The sequence below is a fragment of the Balneolaceae bacterium genome (genome assembly GCA_034521495.1).
GTDB lineage: Bacteria > Bacteroidota > Rhodothermia > Balneolales > Balneolaceae > Rhodohalobacter.
In genome coordinates this window covers 1-21,023 of the sequence record JAXHMK010000006.1, presented here as the reverse complement: position 1 = coordinate 21,023, position 21,023 = coordinate 1, and the positions used below count along the sequence as shown (strand labels likewise).

At 43.6% G+C, this 21,023-nt stretch carries 19 protein-coding genes; 11 read left to right on the top strand and 8 right to left on the bottom strand.

What is annotated here, in order from left to right; all coding sequences use genetic code 11:
- Positions 1–127: 127 nt before the first annotated feature.
- The 4 genes from U5K72_03715 to U5K72_03700 all read right to left on the bottom strand — a co-directional run bounded on the left by U5K72_03715 (position 128) and on the right by U5K72_03700 (position 8,504).
- Positions 128–3,211 carry an efflux RND transporter permease subunit gene (locus tag U5K72_03715; protein MDZ7717914.1) on the bottom strand — a complete coding sequence of 1,028 codons (3,084 nt, stop codon included), beginning with the start codon at positions 3,209–3,211 and terminating at the stop codon, positions 128–130.
- Positions 3,212–3,248: 37 nt separating this feature from the next.
- The gene (locus U5K72_03710) at positions 3,249–6,521 is read right to left on the bottom strand and encodes an efflux RND transporter permease subunit (GenBank protein MDZ7717913.1); all 3,273 of its coding nucleotides are present in this window, start codon (positions 6,519–6,521) and stop codon (positions 3,249–3,251) included.
- A gap of 14 nt (positions 6,522–6,535) precedes the next feature.
- Entirely contained in the window at positions 6,536–7,783 is a 1,248-nt protein-coding gene (locus tag U5K72_03705) for an efflux RND transporter periplasmic adaptor subunit (protein MDZ7717912.1), read from the bottom strand.
- Between the two features lie 265 nt (positions 7,784–8,048).
- The gene (locus U5K72_03700) at positions 8,049–8,504 is read right to left on the bottom strand and encodes a GAF domain-containing protein (protein ID MDZ7717911.1); all 456 of its coding nucleotides are present in this window, start codon (positions 8,502–8,504) and stop codon (positions 8,049–8,051) included.
- A 104-nt stretch (positions 8,505–8,608) separates the two neighbouring features.
- Here U5K72_03700 and U5K72_03695 point away from each other — a divergent pair, with 104 nt between their 5' ends.
- From U5K72_03695 to lpdA, 4 genes are all read left to right on the top strand, one after another.
- Positions 8,609–9,289 carry a MarC family NAAT transporter gene (locus U5K72_03695; protein MDZ7717910.1) on the top strand — a complete coding sequence of 227 codons (681 nt, stop codon included), beginning with the start codon at positions 8,609–8,611 and terminating at the stop codon, positions 9,287–9,289.
- 15 nt (positions 9,290–9,304) lie between these two features.
- Positions 9,305–9,796 carry a DinB family protein gene (locus U5K72_03690; protein ID MDZ7717909.1) on the top strand — a complete coding sequence of 164 codons (492 nt, stop codon included), beginning with the start codon at positions 9,305–9,307 and terminating at the stop codon, positions 9,794–9,796.
- 124 nt (positions 9,797–9,920) lie between these two features.
- Positions 9,921–11,225 carry an alanine/glycine:cation symporter family protein gene (locus tag U5K72_03685; GenBank protein MDZ7717908.1) on the top strand — a complete coding sequence of 435 codons (1,305 nt, stop codon included), beginning with the start codon at positions 9,921–9,923 and terminating at the stop codon, positions 11,223–11,225.
- A gap of 321 nt (positions 11,226–11,546) precedes the next feature.
- Positions 11,547–12,968: a dihydrolipoyl dehydrogenase gene (lpdA, locus tag U5K72_03680; protein MDZ7717907.1), complete on the top strand. Its 1,422-nt coding sequence runs from the start codon at positions 11,547–11,549 to the stop codon at positions 12,966–12,968.
- 47 nt (positions 12,969–13,015) lie between these two features.
- Here lpdA and U5K72_03675 read toward each other — a convergent pair whose 3' ends face one another.
- Positions 13,016–14,047, bottom strand: a complete 1,032-nt coding sequence (locus U5K72_03675; GenBank protein MDZ7717906.1) for a glycosyl hydrolase family 18 protein — start codon at positions 14,045–14,047, stop codon at positions 13,016–13,018.
- Between the two features lie 129 nt (positions 14,048–14,176).
- Here U5K72_03675 and U5K72_03670 point away from each other — a divergent pair, with 129 nt between their 5' ends.
- The 7 genes from U5K72_03670 to U5K72_03640 all read left to right on the top strand — a co-directional run bounded on the left by U5K72_03670 (position 14,177) and on the right by U5K72_03640 (position 19,620).
- Positions 14,177–14,875 (top strand): energy transducer TonB, encoded by a 699-nt coding sequence (locus tag U5K72_03670; GenBank protein ID MDZ7717905.1) that lies wholly within the window; start codon positions 14,177–14,179, stop codon positions 14,873–14,875.
- Positions 14,876–14,978: 103 nt separating this feature from the next.
- Complete coding sequence (gene lipB / locus U5K72_03665; GenBank protein ID MDZ7717904.1) at positions 14,979–15,698, top strand: lipoyl(octanoyl) transferase LipB; 720 nt, start codon at positions 14,979–14,981, stop codon at positions 15,696–15,698.
- A gap of 35 nt (positions 15,699–15,733) precedes the next feature.
- The gene (lipA, locus tag U5K72_03660; GenBank protein MDZ7717903.1) at positions 15,734–16,612 is read left to right on the top strand and encodes a lipoyl synthase; all 879 of its coding nucleotides are present in this window, start codon (positions 15,734–15,736) and stop codon (positions 16,610–16,612) included.
- 81 nt (positions 16,613–16,693) lie between these two features.
- A complete protein-coding gene (gene plsY, locus U5K72_03655; protein MDZ7717902.1) occupies positions 16,694–17,392 on the top strand; it encodes a glycerol-3-phosphate 1-O-acyltransferase PlsY in 699 nt (232 codons plus the stop codon).
- Positions 17,389–18,399 carry an NAD(P)H-dependent glycerol-3-phosphate dehydrogenase gene (locus U5K72_03650; GenBank protein MDZ7717901.1) on the top strand — a complete coding sequence of 337 codons (1,011 nt, stop codon included), beginning with the start codon at positions 17,389–17,391 and terminating at the stop codon, positions 18,397–18,399. Before plsY ends, U5K72_03650 begins: the two co-directional genes overlap by 4 nt.
- Positions 18,400–18,498: 99 nt before the next feature.
- Positions 18,499–19,176: an ATP-binding protein gene (locus U5K72_03645; GenBank protein ID MDZ7717900.1), complete on the top strand. Its 678-nt coding sequence runs from the start codon at positions 18,499–18,501 to the stop codon at positions 19,174–19,176.
- A 3-nt stretch (positions 19,177–19,179) separates the two neighbouring features.
- Positions 19,180–19,620, top strand: coding sequence for an iron-sulfur cluster assembly accessory protein (locus tag U5K72_03640; GenBank protein ID MDZ7717899.1), 441 nt, complete (start codon positions 19,180–19,182; stop codon positions 19,618–19,620).
- 302 nt (positions 19,621–19,922) lie between these two features.
- Here U5K72_03640 and U5K72_03635 read toward each other — a convergent pair whose 3' ends face one another.
- From U5K72_03635 to U5K72_03625, 3 genes are read right to left on the bottom strand one after another with little or no spacing between them, the layout of a single operon-like run.
- On the bottom strand, positions 19,923–20,165 hold the full coding sequence (locus U5K72_03635; protein ID MDZ7717898.1) for an FAD-dependent oxidoreductase: 243 nt from the start codon (positions 20,163–20,165) through the stop codon (positions 19,923–19,925).
- Positions 20,166–20,190: 25 nt separating this feature from the next.
- Positions 20,191–20,382: an NAD-binding protein gene (locus U5K72_03630; protein ID MDZ7717897.1), complete on the bottom strand. Its 192-nt coding sequence runs from the start codon at positions 20,380–20,382 to the stop codon at positions 20,191–20,193.
- Positions 20,366–20,932, bottom strand: a complete 567-nt coding sequence (locus U5K72_03625; GenBank protein ID MDZ7717896.1) for an FAD-dependent oxidoreductase — start codon at positions 20,930–20,932, stop codon at positions 20,366–20,368. Before U5K72_03625 ends, U5K72_03630 begins: the two co-directional genes overlap by 17 nt.
- Positions 20,933–21,023 lie beyond the last annotated feature (91 nt).

Here is a 21,023-nt window from a genome sequence, read left to right as displayed (position 1 = left end):
GGTGTGGTGTTCCGAAGGAGGACCTTCGGAACAAGTAAACAATCTGAAGAAAAAACCTCCAAGGATTTGAGCTCTTTGGAGGTTTGATGACATCTATTAGGATGCAAAAATATTTGATTTAGTTTTCCTATTCTTTAAGCTTAAACGCCTCTTTCACACTCTTTCTTCGTTTCTTAGAAATTGATACAACCACGGCGGGAACAACAAAAAGTGTTAATACTGTGGCGAATGCAAGTCCTCCAATGACTGACCTGGCAAGCGGACTCCAGGTTTCAGAACCGGCTCCAAATTCAAGTGCGAGGGGAATCATTGAGAAGATTGTTGTAAGCGCGGTTAAGAGAATCGGTCGCATTCGTCGTTTACAAGCCTCAAGAAATAGATTGAGATAGTCTATATCATCATCTTTACCACGTGTATTTTGGTGAATGAAATCAACGAGTACAATTCCATTATTCACCACAATCCCGATCAGTAAAACAATACCGATATATGCAGGCACGCTTAGTGATGTGGATGTCATAAACAGGAAGATAAGAGAACCGAAAAAAGCCAATGGTACGGAAAACATAACAATAAATGGATCACGCAAATTTTCGAAAATAGAAGCCATAACCATATATGTGAGCAGTAATGCAAAAATGGCTGCTATCATTAATTCCCGGCTGCTTTGCTGCTGATCGAACACAGAACCTGTAAAGGCGTACCGATACCCGTCGGGCATGGCGATTTCGTTATCCAAAACATTGATAATTTTTTGCCGATACTCTTCCATATCCCCGCGAACCATCACGCTAACATCCAGTAATGTTTCGCGGTCTCTCCGGCTGATTCGGCTGAGGCCTTCTTCCACTGAAAAATCACCGAGAGCAAGAACAGGTATTCGCTGTTCTTCAAATTGGGCGAGTTCAAGCGAAAACAGATCCTCCCTACTCTGAAACTGATCGCGTTGAAGCTGAACCATGATGGGAATTTCACGCCCTTCATCTCTGTAATAGCCGGCGCGATTTCCGCGTGTTTGAATACCAAGCTGCGTGGCAATATTTGTAGGAGAAAATCCAGCCCGGTTGATTCGTTCTTTGTTTATTTCATACACCAGCTTGGGTTCCGGACGTGATCGCGGATTACTTACCGACATCACATTGGGATCGTCGCTTAATGCTTGTTCAAGCTGAAGAGTTAACTTCTGAAGAACGTCCATATCGGGACCAATAAGGCTGACACGAATTCCCATATTTCCAAAACCTCTTCCGGGAGCACCACCCCCAAGATTATCTACTTCGACTTTTATTTCCGGTTCTTCCAGTTCATTCTGTAATCTTGTGGCAATTTCCGTTGTTGTTTGATCACGTTGAGATTTATCAACCAGGGTAATGCTCAAACTACCGATGTTACTTTCGGTACTCCATCCTTCACGCCCAATATTGTTGATAACTGTTCGAACATTCGGATCATCCAAAAGATAATCGGAGAAATCTCTAAGTACGGTGGCTGTTCGGGCGAGTTTGGTACCCGCAGCGAGTTCCACGTCGAGTTCAAATGTACCCTGGTCACTGGCCGGGAAAAACTCTTTTTGTATATCAGTAAACAGGTAATAAGACCCGCCTATAATCAGCAGTACAGTGATGCCGATGACATATTTACGCTTTAAAATCCACTCCAGGACAGAGATATAACGAGCCTCGAGAGATTTCATCCAGTTGAGAGTAAAGCTCTTCTGCACAAACTCTTCTCGCTTCAGTAGAAGGGAAGCAAGTACAGGGATTAAAATGATAGATGCCAGGAATGAAAATGCAATGGAGATGGAAATTGTAAGTGCCAGATCTTTCGCTATGGAACCTGCAAAACCGGAGACGCCTAAAATGGGCACGAATACGGCAATCGTGGTTAATGTGGAGCCCAGCAGTGCACCCCCCACCTCTTTTGTCCCGCTCAGAGCTGCATCAAACCGGCCTTTCCCTGCCTCCAGGTGTGCGGCAATACTTTCTGAAACAACAATTGAGTTATCAACCAGTAAGCCGATGGCTAATGCTAATCCGGTAATGGAGATAATATTAAGCGTTATATCGAGTGCATACATGGCTGCAAACGTACCTGTCAGCGATACGGGAATACTCATGGCAACAACAAAGGCAATTCTCCAGCCGCCCATAAAGAGCAACAAAATAAGTACCACAACCACAAGAGCAATTAATGCAGATTGGGCCAGGTTTGATACGGAGTCCTCTATGAACTGACCCTCATTATTTAAGACCTGCATTGTTACGCTTGAGGGAAGGTCGGACATAAAATCCCCCATGGTTTGTACAACCGACTGCGTGACATCCAGCGTATTGGCGTCGGATTGTTTTTGAACTTCAACAGTCACACTGTTTCGCCCGTTAATCTCTACAATATTTTCAATCTTTTCGTAGCCGTCTTCTACATTGGCAACATCCCGAACGCGAACCGGAATACCATTTTCTATGGTGACGATTGTTTGTGCAATTTGTTCGATATTGGTGTACATCGATTCAGCCCGAATGCTGTAGCTGGTTCGGTTTGCCACCAGATTTCCGATGGGTGTTTGGCTGTTGTTTGTAGATATAGCCTGGAATACATCTTGAGGAAGAAGGTTGTGCCGGGCAAGAGATTCCTGGTTCAGGTCTACATATACGTTTCGGGTTAAACCGCCTCTTGTATCTGCCGAAGCAACTCCGGGAATCCGTTCAAACCGGGGTTCAATAAATTCTACCGCAAGTGTACGTAGTTCGTCCAATCCCAGAACATCCGATTCTACACTCAGCCTGATTACCGGGGATCGATCAGGATCGAATTGAAAAATGATTGGTTCGCTGGCTTCATTCGGCAATTCAGACCGGATACGTTCCACGGCTTCGCGAACTTTTTGCTCGGTAACCATAATATCCGTACCCGATTGCAGCCGTAAAATCATAAAAGTACTGCCCTGGCTAACATTCGATTCCAGTGTTTCTACACCTTCAACTCCCGAAATAGCAGCTTCAACAGGTTTTACCACAAGCTGAAGCATATCTTCCGGTGCTACATTAGCATAATTCACGGATACGCCCATCACCGGGATATTAAAGGTAGGATAGAGTGTAACCTTCAGGTTTGAGAGAGAAAAAACACCGAATCCAATAACCAAAAGAGACATCATGATGGCGGTTACGGGCCGTTTCAGAATTTTTTCGGTAATGGTAATTTTTTTCATTTTACTCAACCTTAAACGTTATACCTAAAATTTTGGACTACCCTTTAAGCGGATCTTCTTTGTGAACCGAATCGAAACCGGCTTTTTCTACCCAGCTGTTGATGATGTAATACATGCACGGCACGGCAAAAAGCATCAATACGGTTGACATGGCAAGACCCCCGATAACAGATCGGGCCATTGGGCTCCAGGTTTCAGCTCCCGAGCCAAGTTGCAGCGCAAGCGGGACCATTGCAAGGATTGTAGTAAAGGCCGTCATTAAAATAGGACGTAAACGCCGGCTGGCACCTTCCACAATAGCGTGGTGTCTGGATTGCCCGCGAGATTGCAAAATTTTAATGTAGTCAATCATCACAATTCCGTTATTCACTACAATACCGGTTAGCAGAACAAGCCCCACCATTGCAGTTACACTTACGGGTGTTGAAGTAATCCAGAGTATCAGAAGAACGCCGGTTACAGCCAATGGAATAGTAACAAGAATAATAAATGGCTCAACAAGACTCTCAAACATGGAGGCCATCACCATATAGGTAAGAATTCCGGCGATAATAAATGCATAAAGCAGAAACTGGAACGATTCCCGCTGTTCCTGGGCCGATCCGCCCAGTTCATACCGGTAACCCGTCGGCCAGTTCATCGACTCCAGTTGCAGCCGTGCCTGGTCGGTAGCTGTTTGCAGATCCAGTTCACCTAAATTGGCCTGAACCTCAACCATACGCTCCTGGTTAATCCGTAAGATATTGGATGGTCCTGTATATCTTTGAATACTGGCAAGGTTCTTTAATGGCATCCATCCGCCATTGGGTGTTTGAATTTGCAGTTCTTGTAGATCAGTGGATTGAGATTTATCGATAGCAGCTGTTTCCACGAGTACCTCAAATTCTATTCCCTGGTCAACAAATGTAGTGGCAATATCACCCTGAACTGCATTACTGAGAGCGTCTGCAACTTGTGAGGTAGTCATTCCCACTCTTGAAATTCTCTCTCTGTCCATCTCTACCCGTAGTTCAGGTCGTCCCTGGTCAGCAGAGCTGAATACACTTACAATCCCTTCAATATCTGTGAGTTTGTTCATCACTCCTTCGGCCAGCTCTTCCTTCACACTTTGATCGTATCCAAAAATCTGTACAATAAGTCCGGTTTCTCCGTCGGGGCTAAGCGGATCTTCCCGTACCTCGCGAATGTTGGCTCCGGGTACAATTCGAAGTTCTTCCAAAACCTCATCCGTAATTTGCATCTGAGAGCGGGATCTTTCTGAAATTGGTAACAGTTCAACACGAATTCGTCCCTGGTTACCGCCGGGATTATCGGCTCCCTCAATGCCGGTTTTGTCTCCGTAGTCGGAAACAATTAAGCGAGCTTCGGGAACTTCATCCTGGATAATACGTTCGGCCTGTTTGATAGTTCGTTCGAGTTCAAGAAGACTTACACCGGGCTCCCGTTGCACTTCAAGAATGATGAAGTTTTCATCAACCTGTGGGAAAAATTCCCCGCCAAGCAGATAATAGATAGGTAGTGATAGAAAGAGCAGGCCAAATGCTCCGGCCACCACCCAGCCACTGCTTGAAAGAGCTCTGTCCAGTTGATTTTTATACGTATTTTCAAGCCGATCGAGGCCTTTGCTCAATTTTGGTGCAACTCTTTCACTGAAAAACTCTTTTGATACTTTTGCGATCCACGTCCAAAGTTTTAAGAAAGGCCAGGCTATAGCATAAAGCAGAAAAAGAGGTATAGCTGCAATACGCGTAGACAGATTTTTCCGCCTCCAAACCAAAATTTTCTTCAACAGGTTATTTGCCGGATCTTTTTTATCTGCATTGATGAGAGTATTATCAAAAATTCTCGAACTGAGTACGGGTATTATAGTAATGGCTACCAGTACGGAAACAATCAGCGCGAATGAGATTGTTAAAGCCATATCTCGAAAGAGAAGGCCTGCAATTCCCGGTACAAATAAAATTGGCAGAAAAACGACAAGTGTAGTAAGGGTAGAAACAACCACAGGAGTGGCAACTTCCCGGGCCCCGGATATAGCCGATTTTTTACCATCTGCACCCTCCTCCCGAAACCGGAATATGTTTTCCAGGACAACTACGGCGTTATCTACAACAAGACCTACTGCGAGTGTTAGGCCAGAGAGTGAAATGATATTCAGGCTCACATCAGACATATCCATAATGCTGAATGTGGTGATGATAGAGATCGGGATGGAGATCGCCACAATGAGTGAAGAGCGGCCATTACGCAAGAATATCAATAGAATAATTACAACCAATACAATGGCCTGTAAACCTGTATATAGAAGGTTTTGAATGGACATATTGATAAAATCAGCACGGTTGGTGAGTACTGCAAGATCTACGTCGGAAGGGATGACGCTTCGAATATCATCAAGTGATTCAGCAACTCCCCCGGCTGCGGTTACAATATTACTGTCGCTCTGCTTGTAGATATTAAGAATCACACCTTCATTTCCCTGCACGCGAACATTTCCAATCGGTTGTGCGATGCCGTCTTCTACATTTGCAACATCGTTGAGATACACCGGATTTCCGGCATCCGTTATGGCAACAATACTATTCTTAATCTGATCGAGATTTCGGAAGTCACCAATCGTTCGGAGGGAAAAAACTGTTTCACCCTCCACCAACTCGCCGGCAGGTACTTGTACATTTTCTTGCTGAAGGCGGCTGGAGATGGTGGCAATATCAATATTATATCGCCTCATTTGGTCATTGCGCAGCCGCACGTTTATCTGCCTGTCATATCCACCGGCTGTCTCAGCCGAAGCGATCCCGTTAATGCGCTCAATTCGCTGTTCAATTTGTCGCGTGGCAAGTGTTCGCAGTTCGCGCGGACTCCGGGTATTCGAAGTAAGAGCCAATACAATAACCGGTTCATCATTTGGATCATAAGAAAAGACAATAGGTTGATCGACCTCATCCGGAAGCGTTCGGCGAATCATATCAAGCCGTTTCCGAACTTCGGTCTCGGCCATAAACAGATCCGTACCCCAATTAAAATTCAATTTAACAACAGACGATCCCTGGCTTGAGAGTGAGCGTACACGCCGCACACCTGAAATACTTCCTACCTGCTCCTCAACCGGGCGTGTAATTAGAGCTTCAATATCTTCGGGTGCAACTCCTTCGTACGTGGTATAGACGGTAATTGTCGGGAAAGAGACATCGGGGTATAAGTTGAGCCGCAGATTATTCAATCCATACAGGCCAAAACCGACCAGTATAATACTGATCATTAGAAACGTTACCGGGCGGTCTACTGCTAATTTTGGAAGGTTATTCATAGTACCTTAACGATTTAATTCTGTTCGGCTTGCTGCGAATCGGATTCTCCTGTACCTGCCCCGGGCTGTCTGCCGGCAGTGCCGGTGGTATCGGATGATTCTGCCGATAACGAAGGAGTACTCCCTGCTATTTGAATAGGTGAACCATCTTCAAGGCTTTGTTGTCCTGTAACCACAAGTTGGTCGCCAGGCTGCAGGCCGTTAACAACCTCAATTCGATCTCCCTGTTCAATACCCAGTTCTACATCTCTCCGAACGGCGGAAGTATCTCCCTGGGTGACAAAGGCAGAATATGATCGCTGTAATTCAATAGTTCCGGTTTCCGGTTCAATGTAGGTTTCCACTTTTTCAACCAGTGCCGATCGTGGAATAACAACTACGTTCTGTTTTGTCTGAAGGTTAATACGGGTTTGAACCAATGCCCCCTGATAAACAGATGAAGATGTATTTGTAAGAGAGATAACAACTTCGCCAAGTCCGGTTGTGGGGTCCAGCCGCGGACTTTTCATGGATACAACACCTTCGGCAATCGATTCGCCATCTGAAGAGAGTGCCATTGTTACCGGTTGCCCGATCTCTACACGCTCCCAATCGTGAATGGGCAGGAACACCCGTGTTTCGAACCCGGTAAGATTGGCAATTTCAAAAAGTGTGGTTCCGGTTGTTGCAAGATCACCCTCAGAAATAGAGCGGCTTAACACAACACCGTAAACGGGAGAAACGATATCTGTATTTTCAAGATCTTCCCTGCTTTGAGCAAGAGAAGCTTCAGCCGATTCAAACTGCGCAAGACTATTTAGATAGGTACTTCGTGCTGTTTCGTATTCTGCCCGGCTGATAACATCGCGTTCAAAAAGTTGCTCCTGCCGGCCCAATTCAGTACTGTCTCGTTCCAAAGTTGCACGTGCCTGGCGGACTTGAGCTTCGGCCTGCTGAACAGCTTCCCGGAATGGCGCTTCATAAATTTCAGCCAGTAATTGTCCCTGGCTCACATTATCGCCCAGATCAGCATGTATTTCTGTAATTCGATTGGATACCTGTGGAACAATTTCAACAAGGTCTTTTGTCTGGATATTTCCAAAAGCACTTACCTGTTCAGAAATGGTGGCACTTTGAACGGGAATAGCTTCAACACTGATAGCTTCTTGTCCTCCGGAATTACCAAATCCCCGGAATTCAGATGGTTCAGATTCCCCTCCGCCACAGGATATAAGAGCGGTTAGTAAGATGATAGTTGTGATACTTTTATAGAATGTTTTCAACGGTGTATAGTAGTTTAAATGATTACCATGTTTTCTTGCTACGATCAATAGTACGTACATTTGATGCAACTAATAACTCTTGAACGGATTTTTAGTACAATGTGTGCCAATTTTAAAAACTTATTACAAATGTCTGCTAATTTGACCATTTAGACGAAAGGCTGCCTCAATCGTTTGGTGTTTTTTATAGTTATCAAAAACTTTTTACAAAGTATAAACGGAAAAACTGAAGGAAAGCTGAATCTGGGCTGAAATCAGGAATTATTTAGAAAATAGAACTGAGCTTTTTACAAATATTTTCACACAATTGTCTCAGATCAGGAGTTATGGCACCTTTGGTGTGTGAGTCGATATCCAGTTCACCCACAAATTTATCTCCCTTCATAATTGGCACAACAATCTCAGACTGAACGTGAATACTGCAAGCCAGGTAATTATCGGCCTGGTTTACATCCTGAACTACAAATGTATCGAGAGTTTCGGCAGCTTGCCCGCAAATTCCTTTACCAAAGGGAATTTTTGTGTGATCCGTCTCCTCTCCAACATAGGGACCGAGAATTAGCATCCGCTCCTCCTCATCAGAAGCAAGATAAAATCCGGTCCAGTCGAATACGTCAATCTCCTGATCCAAGAGTTCGCAGATGGATTGAAGTTTTTCCTCTCTGTTTTCTGGTCCGTTTACAATCGTTTCGACTTCCTGTAGAATTAATTCGTTGCTCATAAAGATGGTTTCATGTTTTTGGTAAAAATAAGAAAACTCAGGTTCCTATCTATTTTCTAAAAATCGATATTCAAAATTGATATAATCATCTCTATCTTTAAAGTATGTTAGAAGGAATCGCAGAGAATATACCAGAACACACATCTACGTTGCTTGGAATTGGCGGGTTATTATTTGCAAGCTTTACGTCTCTTTTTTCTGTTGTAAATCCATTTGCGGCCATGCCCGTATTTTTGTCGCTGACGGATCGGTTTAACGATCAGGAACGAATTCAAACAGCCAAAAGGGCCAGTTTTTACATGTTCGGAGTACTCATCACCTTTTTGTTGATAGGTACCTTTGTCCTCAGCTTTTTTGGAATAACGCTGGCAGGAATTCGTGTTGCAGGGGGCTTGATAATAATGAGAGCAGCATACGCAATGCTGAATCCCGAATCAGGAGGGAGGAAACTAACCGAAGAAGACCAGGTGGCAGCTATGGAAAAAGAAGACGTTTCATTTAGTCCGCTTGCACTGCCTCTGCTCTCGGGCCCCGGTAGTATTGCAGTTGTCATTGGATTTGCAACCCAGGCTGAGGGAGTTACCGATTACCTGATTAATGGTGGTTCCATTGCCCTGGTTGTTTTGATTACCTATGGCATCCTGCGGTTAGCACCTATTTCGGCAAAATATATTGGCCCGACTGGACTGAATATTATGACACGCCTGATGGGTTTCATTGCACTGGCAATAGCTGTTCAATTTATATTGAGCGGAATATCGAGATATTTTGGAATAGTAACATAAACAGAGAGTTTAATTATGGACGAAAGACAAAAAATGCAGCACCTGTTTCAGTTCGATTTATGGTGCACCAATACATTGGTTGATAAAGTAACAGAACATGCACCATTTAAAGAGCAGGAAACGTGTGTTTCTCTGCTCTCGCATATCATCAATGCGCAAAAAATTTGGTTTCGCAGGGTCATCAAAAGTTCAATGGAAAATGAAGTGGGCATTTGGGAAGATCATGATCTTGAGATTCTGAAAAGTAAAGCCAAAAAGGCGAACCAGAAATGGATGGATTTTATTGCAGACCATGAAGTTAATCTGGATGCGGAAATTCAATATCAAAACTCCAGGGGAACAAGTTATAGTAATTCTGTTTGGGAGATTACAAATCACCTGATTATTCACGGGCAGCATCACAGGGCACAAATTTCACTTTTTCTAAGAAATTGTGATATTAAACCACCTGCGATTGACTATATTCATTTCGCAAGGATGTCCAAATCCCCTGAGTTATTAAACTAAATTCATTGATCACCTGGAAACGTTAGAGCAGATTACCGTAACCTTCGCGAACTATGCGTGGGGTACTCCCATGCTCGTATTGTTGGTTGGCGGAGGTATCTTTTTTCTGATATTCAGCCGATTCATGCCGTACCGAAATTTTAAGCACGGCGTTGAAATTCTCACCGGCCGATACGATGATCCCAACGCTCCGGGTGATATCAATCATTTCCAGGCACTCTCAAGCACGATGGCGGCTACCATTGGTATGGGTAATATCAGCGGGGTTGCTATTGCTATTGGCGTGGGCGGGCCGGGTGCCATCTTCTGGATGTGGATTACTGCAATTGTAGGAATGGCCACAAAATTTTTCACCTGTACGCTCTCCATTATGTACAGGGGAGAAGATAGTAACGGAAAAGTACAGGGCGGGCCTATGTACTATATCACCGAAGGGCTTGGAAAAAAGTGGAAACCATTGGCTGCGTTTTTCAGTTTGGCTGGTTTGATTGGTTGCGCACCCATATTCCAGGCCAATCAGCTCACACAAATTATACGCGATACGGTGCTTGCGGAGCATTCGCTTCTGGGTTATAACACAATGGTTTTGTCTGATTCTATCTTAACCGCTGAAGGATTTCGATTGTCAGACATCATTATGGGCATCATTTTGGTAACACTGGTTTCACTCGTCATATTTGGTGGAATTCAACGGATTGGCAGCGTGGCTTCACGAGCGGTTCCCCTGATGGTGATTATTTACGTATTTACTGTTGTGTATATACTGATTATAAATATCACAGATGTGCCACAGTATTTAGCATTAATCGTAAGTGATGCTTTCACCGGAAATGCTGCGGCCGGAGGTGCTCTTTGGGTGGTTATATCCAATGGGGTTCGCCGGGGGGCATTTTCGAATGAGGCCGGTATCGGTACCGAGGCGATGGCACACGGAGCAGCAAAAACTGTTGAACCGGTTCGCGAGGGACTGGTGGGAATGCTGGAGCCGGCCATTGATACGTTGTTGATCTGTACAATGACAGCCCTTGCACTTTTAATGACCGGAGCCTGGACAGATAACACGGTAGATGGAATCACGATGACGGCCATTGCTTTTGATACGGCAATCCCAACCATTGGTATTTATTTGCTGATCCTATGTGTTTTCATTTTCAGCATCACCACCATGTTTACCTATTCGTACTACGGATCGAAATGCCTCAATTTTCTTGCCGGGGCAGACAAGCAGCATTATTACAATTATTTTTACGTTGCAACAATTTTTCTCGGTTCCATTACCACCATCGATATTGTAGTGAACATTATTGACGGTATGTTTGCGATGATGGCTATTCCCACAATGATAGGAACTCTGCTACTGGCACCGCGGGTAGTTGATGCCAGTAAAGACTACTTTTTCAGAAAAAAACGCGGGGATTTTGATCTGTAGAATCAGGCAACTTAAGAAATTTACTTTTGATGTGAATTGCCGCAGGTGTGCGATAAATTGCACTTAGCTTGGGTACGCCGTTTAAAAGATAGCGCGAGCGTCTCGCTCGTGCTCTGAAAAATGGTCACAAGCGAGACGCTTGCGCCATACCCTCAACAAAAAAAGTGCAATCTGTCGTACACTCATTGCCGCCTATTATTTATAAATCCCGCCAAGATTCCTTACCTTTCAGAGCTTATAAATAAATAGAAGTTCAGACGTTAGGGCGGAAGAAATTTCTCTCTAATAAATAAATGAAATAACCTAAGATTTTGAATCATCATGGCAAAAGAATTTGATGTTTGTGTTATTGGAACCGGCCCCGGGGGCTATGTTGCAGCCATCAGGGCAGCGCAGTTAGGATTTAAGACAGCAGTTGTAGAAAAAAGGCATTTAGGGGGTGTATGCCTCAATATTGGTTGTATTCCAACCAAAGCTCTTCTCCGTTCAGCAGAAGTATTTGAATCAATCACCCATGCATCGGACTACGGTGTAGATGTGAAAGATTTCTCTGTGAATTTTGAGGGGGTGATCAAACGAAGCCGGAATGTGGCCAACAAAATGAGTAAGGGTGTTCAGTTTTTGATGAAGGCCAATAAAATTGAAGTGTTTGAAGGAACCGGTGTCTTTACATCAGGTGATGAACTATCTATTCAGAATGATGATGGTAAAGAACAGGAAACGGTGAAAGCTGATCACTTTATCATCGCAACTGGAGCACGTCCGCGAGAACTTCCAAATCTGGAGATTGATGGCGAGATGATCATCGATTCAGAAAAAGCGATGCAGCTTGAGAAACAGCCTGAGAAGATGGTCATCATCGGGGCCGGTGCGATTGGTGTTGAGTTTGCTTACTTCTACAACACTATCGGTACAGATGTAACTTTGGTTGAGCTTCAGAAAACGGTTGTTCCTGTTGAGGATGAAGATATTGGTAAGGAACTCGGAAAAATCTACAAGAAAAAAGGTATTGAAGTGCTGACCGAAAGCACTGTTGAAAAAGTAGAGAAGAAAGGCAAAGGCGTGAAAGTGACCATCAAAACAGAAGATGGTGAAAAAGAAGTTGAAGCCGATGTTGTTCTCTCTGCAGTTGGAGTAACCGGAAACATCGAAAATATTGGTCTTGAAGAAGCCGGGGTAGAAACGGAAAAAGGTTCCATTAAAGTGGATAAAGAGACCTATCAAACCACGGCGGAAGGAATTTATGCCATCGGTGATGTGATTGGTGCTCCCTGGCTGGCTCATAAAGCCTCTCATGAAGGAATTGTTTTGGCTGAATTGTTAGCAGGTGAAAATCCAATTCCAGTGAACTATAACAACATTCCGGGCTGTACCTACTGCGAGCCACAAGTAGCATCAGTTGGATACACTGAAGCACAGGCTAAAGATGAAGGCTATGATGTGAAGGTCGGGAAATTCCCATTCTCTGCCAGCGGGAAAGCAACCGGACTCGGCCACGAAGAAGGATTTGTAAAAGTTGTTTTTGATGAGAAATATGGCGAATGGCTTGGCTGCCACATGATCGGTTCACACGTAACCGAACTGATTGCCGAAGCGGTTGTAGCCCGCGATCTGGAAACGACCGGGCATGAGATTATCAGCGCTGTTCACCCGCATCCAACAATGAGTGAAGCGGTGATGGAGGCTGTAGCAGAAGCTTACGGCGAAGGTGTTCATCTGGGCTCAAAGCCGAAGAAGAAATAGAGTTGAGTCAGATCCGCGAAGTTTTGAAAACTTCGCGGATCTTTTAACTAATAAGAATAAGCCACCTCATTAATCGTCTTCAAAAGCGACTTTTCATCCTCTGTATCTCCCAAAAGCTGCCAGATCATAATACCAGAAGCCTCTCTTTTTGCTAAAACCGTTTTTCTTATAATGGTTGGAATACCGTTGTAATAGAGAGTGTAGCCGCCTGGCATTCTCAGTTCATCCACCCATTCGGAACCCGGATAACGAGCTGTTATCTCATCATAATTCATACTTCTTGGCGGGGAGTCGGGCAAGGTGCTGAAAGCATATCCATAGAATGGCACACCCAGTACAATCTTCTCCTTTGGAATATTTCTCACCTTATTAAAATATTCAAGATCCTCAACTGCATTTTGATAGGTTGAATGCGGGCCTGGCTGATCGGGCCTCCACGGTCCTGTTCGGTCGTATACCATTATGTTCATAAAATCATACTGGGCAAGCGCTTTGTCTGTCAGCTGATCTTTGTAATATACAGCGATAGCCGAAGTCATCATCTTATTGTGTCTACGCAGCTCGTTGCCAAGTTCAATCACAAAAGGTTCGTAATTTTCGTCGATGGCACTTCCTTCAAGATCTACATCCACACCGTCAATATTGTACTCCAAAACTTCATCAACCAGGTTGTCGATCAAAGTTGACCGGTACTTGTCCGTAAGAAGGTGCTCGTAATGCGGGTAATTTCCGCCGCCTCCTATCGAAAACAGGATCTTCACATTGTGCCGATCTGCTTCATCAATAAAATTGGATAATCCAGAAAGATCTGCGTTATAATTGCCGAGAGAATCGGGATTCAGAAACCACAGATTGATATGAGTAACCTGGTTAAAGGGTACATTGGAAGGGTCTACTTGCAGTGCAGTATCCAATGAGTAATATCCTACAATTCTGAAGTTATCCTGTTTGCTTTTTGGTGATATTTCAGATCTGTCATTTGGGTCCTTTTGAACCTGTTTTTGTGAGGTACATTGCACCAATAGTAAAGAGGTGAGTATAAGAGATAGTATGGTCTTAAATCGATATTTACAGAGCATATAGGTGTAGTTCTTTGAGAAAAAATAATGATGATATACACATAATCTTAACAATGTTAGGGTATATTAATAATAAAGAGACACTCCTACTACAGTGTATGATAAAAAACTACAGAGAGGTGACACATTATGGATGACAAAAGATTAAATCCCGACCACAAAATTCGTACTGAGCCTAAAAAAAACCTGCGAAACTATTACACAATTTTTCTCGAAATAGGCCTCATTGGAGCGTTATTGATCCTTACAGTTCTTACTAAGGTTCATTTCAGTACCGGAGAAACAGAGATGCCGAACCTTCAGGAGCAAGAGGCAGTTGAAATGGAAGAGATTGTTCAAACAAAACAAGAGATAAAAGTTCCGCCACCTCCCCGGCCACCGGTTCCGGTAGCTGTACCTAATGATGAAATCGTTGAAGATGTGAACATTGATATCAACGCGGAACTGGATTTTAACCAACAACTTGAACTGCCTCCCGCTCCGCCTAAACAAGCTGATGAAGGAGATAAGGAGGACGAAGAAGAGGAGTTCTTTGTACTGGTTGAGCAGATGCCTGAATTGATTGGGGGAATTCAGAGTCTGCAGGAAAAAATTAAATACCCGGAAATGGCCATTCGGGCAAACATTGAAGGGCGTGTATATGTCCAATTCATCGTTAATGAAAAAGGAGAAGTAGAGAATCCAAGAATAATACGTGGAATTGGCGGAGGTTGTGATGAAGAAGCACTTCGTGTTGTGAAGACAGCGAAATTCAAACCAGGTTTGCAGCGCGGCCGGCCGGTTCGGGTTCAATTTAATTTACCTATTATTTTTAGACTTCAAAGCTGATAGCCAAGAGATAAATAAGTCATCTTTAATGTAGTTGAAGGAGATAATCGTGAGGTGGGTTTAGGAATGAACCCACTTCACATTTTTTAGTTATCTTTCCTGCATGAAGAGACTTTTGGATGTATATGATCTTGGCAAAGCAGAATACCGACCCGTATGGGATCTGCAGAAACGAGCTCAAAAACTGTTGATTAAGAAAAAAAGAGGAGAACTTTCAGGTTCTGAAGAACTGAATGATATTCTTTTTTTTGTTGAACACCCCCATGTTTATACACTTGGTAAAAGTGGTGATTCCGCCCATCTGCTCAAAACTCTTTCAGAACTCTCCAAAATTGATGCGGAATATATAGAAATAGACCGTGGTGGGGATATTACATATCACGGACCGGGGCAAATTGTTGGCTATCCTATCCTCGATCTCGATCAACATTTCACAGACATACACAAATACCTGAGATATCTTGAAGAAGTGATCATTCGTACCTGCGCTGATTTTGGTGTAAAAGCCGGTCGTATAGAAGGTCTTACAGGAGTTTGGGCAGGCGATGAAAAAATATGCGCAATGGGCATTCGTTGTTCAAGGTGGGTAACCATGCACGGTTTTGCACTGAATGTGAATACCGATTTAAGCTATTTTAAAAACATTGTACCCTGCGGAATAGATGATAAAGAGGTTACCAGTTTATCTGAATGCACAGGTCGGTATGTGAGTGAAGAAGATGTTAAAAAGAAAATCCTGAAACACTTTGCCGAAGTATTTGATGTTGAGATCAACAAACAGGATTCTGTACCTGAACCGTATTTGCAATTTTCGTACCTTTAGATTGAAATTTAAAGCCATTTGGCGTAGGTAAATTTATGATTAAAGAACTTGATGTAATTGACAAAAAAGGACCCGGCCAGCGCCGGCCTGATTGGTTAAGAGTAAAGCTACCCTCCGGCAAGAAATTCAAAGAGGTTTCGCAAACCATTAGCGACCATGATTTGAACACAGTTTGCTCCGAAGCGCGATGTCCAAATATGGGAGAATGTTGGGGAGCAGGAACGGCCACTTTTATGATTTTGGGAGATGTTTGTACACGTTCCTGTTCATTTTGTGCGGTAAAAACAGGTCGTCCGCCGGAAGATTTAGATTGGGATGAGCCGCAGCGAGTGGCTGATGCTGCAAAAAAAATGCAATTAAAGCATGTTGTTCTTACATCTGTAAACCGGGATGAACGAAAAGATGGTGGTGCACCGATTTTTGCAGAAACCCATAAGGTTTTGCGTGAAATGATTGAAGGTGTAACGATCGAATCGCTTATTCCCGATTTTCGTGGCGTTTGGGATGCCCTGCAAATTGTAATTGACACCCCGCCCGATGTGTTGAGCCACAACTTGGAAACTGTTCCAAGACTCTACAGAAATGTTCGCCCACAGGCGAAATATGAACGATCTCTCGAACTTCTGAAACGGTGTAAAGATCAGGGCCTTCGCACAAAAACCGGAATTATGGTTGGGCTCGGAGAAACCCGTGAAGAGGTTATTCAGTTGATGCAGGATTGTGTTGATCATGATGCTGATGTATTGACTATCGGGCAGTATATGCAGCCAACCAAGATGCATCATCCCGTGGTAGAATGGGTACACCCCGACCAATTTGCAGAGTATAAAGAAATTGGAGAGACGTTAGGGCTCGAGCATGTGGAAAGCGGTCCCCTTGTTCGCTCTTCTTATCACGCCGAACGGCATGTCTGATATTTTTATCTGATCAGTTCGGTTCTGCAGATTCGTTCACTTATATTTTATAACAGTAAATATTAAACGGAAACGCTGCCAATGCTGTCACTCGTAGTTGTAATAACAGTCAGTTACTTGATTGGAGCTATTCCCAGCTCACTCTGGACTGGAAAACTATTCTTCAAAGTAGATATTCGTGACCACGGCAGCGGAAATGCCGGTGCAACAAATACATTCAGAATTTTAGGTTGGAAAGCAGGTACTTCTGTTTTACTCTTTGATTTTGGAAAAGGATTGCTGTGTACCACTTTGGTAAGCAAGCTCGCCTGGAGAATAGGTGATGGACCCATTGCTTTATATCCGGGATGGGAGCTGGAACCGATGCTTTTAATTATTTGTGGTGTGGCAGCCGTTGTTGGGCATATGTTTCCGGTTTATGCTAATTTTTCGGGCGGAAAAGGCGCAGCTACAGCTTGCGGGATGCTATACGGAATAGAGCCTATCTCCATAAGTATTTCATTAGCAGTATTTTTGATCCTGATGTTTTCAACCCGTTATGTTTCAGTTGGGTCAATTTTCGGTGCTCTTACATACCCAATCACGCAACTTATTCTGAGATATGGAATTGGTTGGGATATTGACGGAAGTATACTCTTGTTTAGCAGTGCGCTTGCTATTGCAATTATCGTTAAACACAAAGGAAATATTAAACGGTTGCTAAACGGTACCGAAAACAGGGTCAATTCATTCAAGCCGGCAAAAGGCAGACTCAATAAAGAACAACAAACTGCAGCGTGAAGAAAATCAGCATTATAGGAGCGGGAAGTTTTGGAACTGCCATTGCCGTTGTTTTAGGACACAGCGGTTATTCCATTACTATTTGGGCACGAGAGAAAGAGGTGGTTGAAGGTATTAACCAAAATGGATTGAATCCGGAGTATATCTCTGATGTGGAACTTCCAAAAGCGGTAAGTGCCAGTTATACCATTCAAGAAACTATTCAAGATTCTGAAATGGTTGTGTTTGCAACTCCATCCCATGCACTTCGCGAAGTTGCGGGAAAAGCCAGGGATTTTTTTACCGGTGATGAAATTGTCGTATCTGTTGCAAAGGGAATTGAACAAGATAGTTTAATGACCCCCTCACAGATTTTGGTTGATGTGTTAGATGGAGTTGTTTTGGAGGATCAAATAGGAATCCTAACCGGTCCCAGTCATGCCGAGGAGGTCAGTAAGTTCAAGCCAACGGCAATCACTGCATCTGCTTATTCACAGAGGGCAGCCCGCATTATCCAGGAAACCTTTATGACCCCCATGTTCAGGGTGTATCTGAATCACGATATTTTAGGCGCTGAGATTGGCGGAGCATTGAAAAATATTATGGCCATTGCAGCGGGAATTATCGATGGAGCCGAACTTGGAGATAACGCCAAAGCTGCACTTATGACCCGGGGACTCCACGAAATGAAACGAATGGGATGTGCTCTCGGTGCTTCGCAGGATACATTTTCTGGCCTGACAGGAATGGGTGATCTGATTGTAACCTGCACAAGCGAGCATAGCCGAAATCGTTATGTGGGATATAACATTGGGCAGGGAAAGTCGTTAGTTGAAATCACATCGGGGATGAATATGATAGCGGAAGGTGTGAAAACAGCAAAATCCGTGACTCAATGGTCCCGACGGAATAATGTTGAAATGCCAATTACAAATGCTGTTTTCAAAGTATTATTTGAAAATATGGACCCCAAAGACGCTGTGAACGAACTAATGACCCGGAATGCCAAAGATGAAATTATGATCTGAGCCTACATTCTGATGGCCAGGTTAATCCCCTTATGACTCTTGCTTACTCTTCATAAGGAATTCAAATCGAACCCCGATTTTCAATAAAATTTTAATACTATGATGCTGCCAAACGGAGAAATCACCATTTCCAGCATGACCCCATCAGATCTTCGTAATCTGATTCAAACGGGTGAAGGAATGTATCTTGAGTTTAAAAAGACGACTCCTTCAGAAAATAAAATTGCACGTGAAATTGGCGCATTTGCAAATTCAAATGGCGGAACTATTCTTATTGGGGTTGATGATCACAAAAATATAACAGGTGTGAGAGCATATTTTGAAGAGGAGTATGTGCTTCATAAAGCTGCTTATGAACGCTGTGTACCGGCTGTAAAGATAGAAATTGAATTGATTCATTGCGGAAACCAGGATGTGATGGTGGTTAGAGTACCTGAAGCAGAAAAAAAACCCGTTTACAACAAAAGCAAGAAGAAGAGACTTGTATTTGTTCGGCGGGACGATAAAAGTGTTCTGGCAAGCGATGAGCAAGCTGAAATTCTGAAAATGAAATATTCGGATGAAGGTGTTACGTTTGAATATGGTGAGCGCGAGCAGATGCTCTTTCGATATCTGAATGAATATGGGGAGATCACCGTTTTAAAATACTCCCAACTGATAAATGTTACGACCTATCGTGCCTCAAAAATTCTCGTTAACTTAGTGAGTGCCGGGGTACTAAAACTTTTTAATCGATCAGAAACTGATTATTATACATTTTCACACACAACGAAGTAACCTATGGCTCTTGAAGAAGAAAATTTAGATGATGTAATTTCGTCTTTAATAGATGAAGTTGATGAAGACGAAAGTACGGCCGCCGAACCGGAACAAGCAGTAAAAACAACCAACCAAAAACCGGTAATGCTGACTGAACGAGCTGCCAGACAGGTTCGTGAGATCAAAAAAAATGAGAGCCTGGAGGAGAATCTATATCTGCGAGTAGCAGTGGAAGGTGGCGGATGCTCCGGCCTGAGCTATAAGCTTGGATTTGATATCAAAACGGATGAAGATAAAGTGGTTGAAAGCCAGGGAATGGAAATCATCATCAATCCAAAACATATGATGTATCTCGAGGGAATTGAGATTGACTATCCCGATGGGTTGGATGCTCGTGGTTTTACGTTTGATAATCCGAATGCCAGCGAATCTTGTGGCTGTGGGTCGTCGTTTGCTGTGTAAGTACCACGGCTCGCCTCGAGCCGATTTTCATAACCATGCAAGTTTATTGTTTATGGCGATTTATCCTCAACCCTCCCAGTAATCAACCTTACCCCTCGTTTAAATGTAATGTAGTACCAACTCCATTCGGCAAATACGCGAAACCGATTTCTGAAACCAATCAGGAAAGATGTGGATGAAACACCAAAGTAGCCATGCAATGAATCCGCTGAATGTAAATCCGCGAACTTCAGCCACGGCTTCAGCCCGCCCGATGGTGGCCATGGTTCCCTTATCCACATAATGAAATGGTTTCGCATTATTTACAGGTTTATCGCTTTTGATGAGATCCCCACATATCGCCCCATCTGAAGAGCCACGGGTGCAAGTCCGGGCAGCGGATTACCATCCTCATCCTTAAAGTGAGCGGCATCACCAATCACAAAAATACTGTCTGAACCGGGAATTGTGAGGTTTCTGTTGACCATTGCCCGGCCCATTTTATCTGTTTCGCAATCGAGAACTTTTATAAGTGGAGATGCTATGACACCGGCAGCCCAAATCATGTTTGCAGTTTCAATAAATCGCTCTTCAATCTCGATTCCATCTTCCCGAATGTTGTGTAACGGGACTATTCAGCAATACACTTACTCCCATTTTTTCCAGATCTTGCTGGGCTTTTTCAGAAAGTTCTTCAGGATACCCATTCAATACGCCAACGGCCGCTTCAACAAGGTACACCTCGGTTTCATCGATTGAAAGCGACTTAAAATCTCTCATCATATTTCGTTTTGCGATCTCGGCGATGGCCCGGCTGCTCAATCTCGGTTGGTCCCGCGCCAATTACACACATTCTCAAATAGGGCTTGCGCTTCTCTTTGTCTGATATTTGATCTGCTTTTTCGAGCGATACCAAAATTCTCTCTCTAATTTCGAGGGCGTTGCCCAGTGTTTTCAAGCCGGGAGCATGTTCTGCCCAGTCATCATTGCCAAAGTAGTTGTATTGGGCTCCGGGTGCTAAAATAAGGTGGTCAAACTTTTGGGAATCTCCGTATTCGAGCTGGACGATTTTAGAGTTTTTATCAATATCTACAACTTTGTCCATCACCGTTCGGATATTGTTGTAATTCCCAAAAATACCGCGAATTGGCATGGCAATATCACCCGGTGAGAGAGCTGCTGTTGCAACCTGGTAAAGGAGAGGTTGGAAAAGATGGTGATTCTTTTTATCAATCAAAATCACATTGTATGTACTCTTCCTGAGCGATTTTGCCGCCGCAATTCCACCAAAACCGCCGCCTATAATTACCACAGTTTTACGGGTAGATTCCATACTAATTCAGCTTTGCTTTTGCAGATTCTACAATTGAATAGATCTCTTCTTCACTAACGGTGTGTCTTGAACCGCAGTAATGACAAACCAT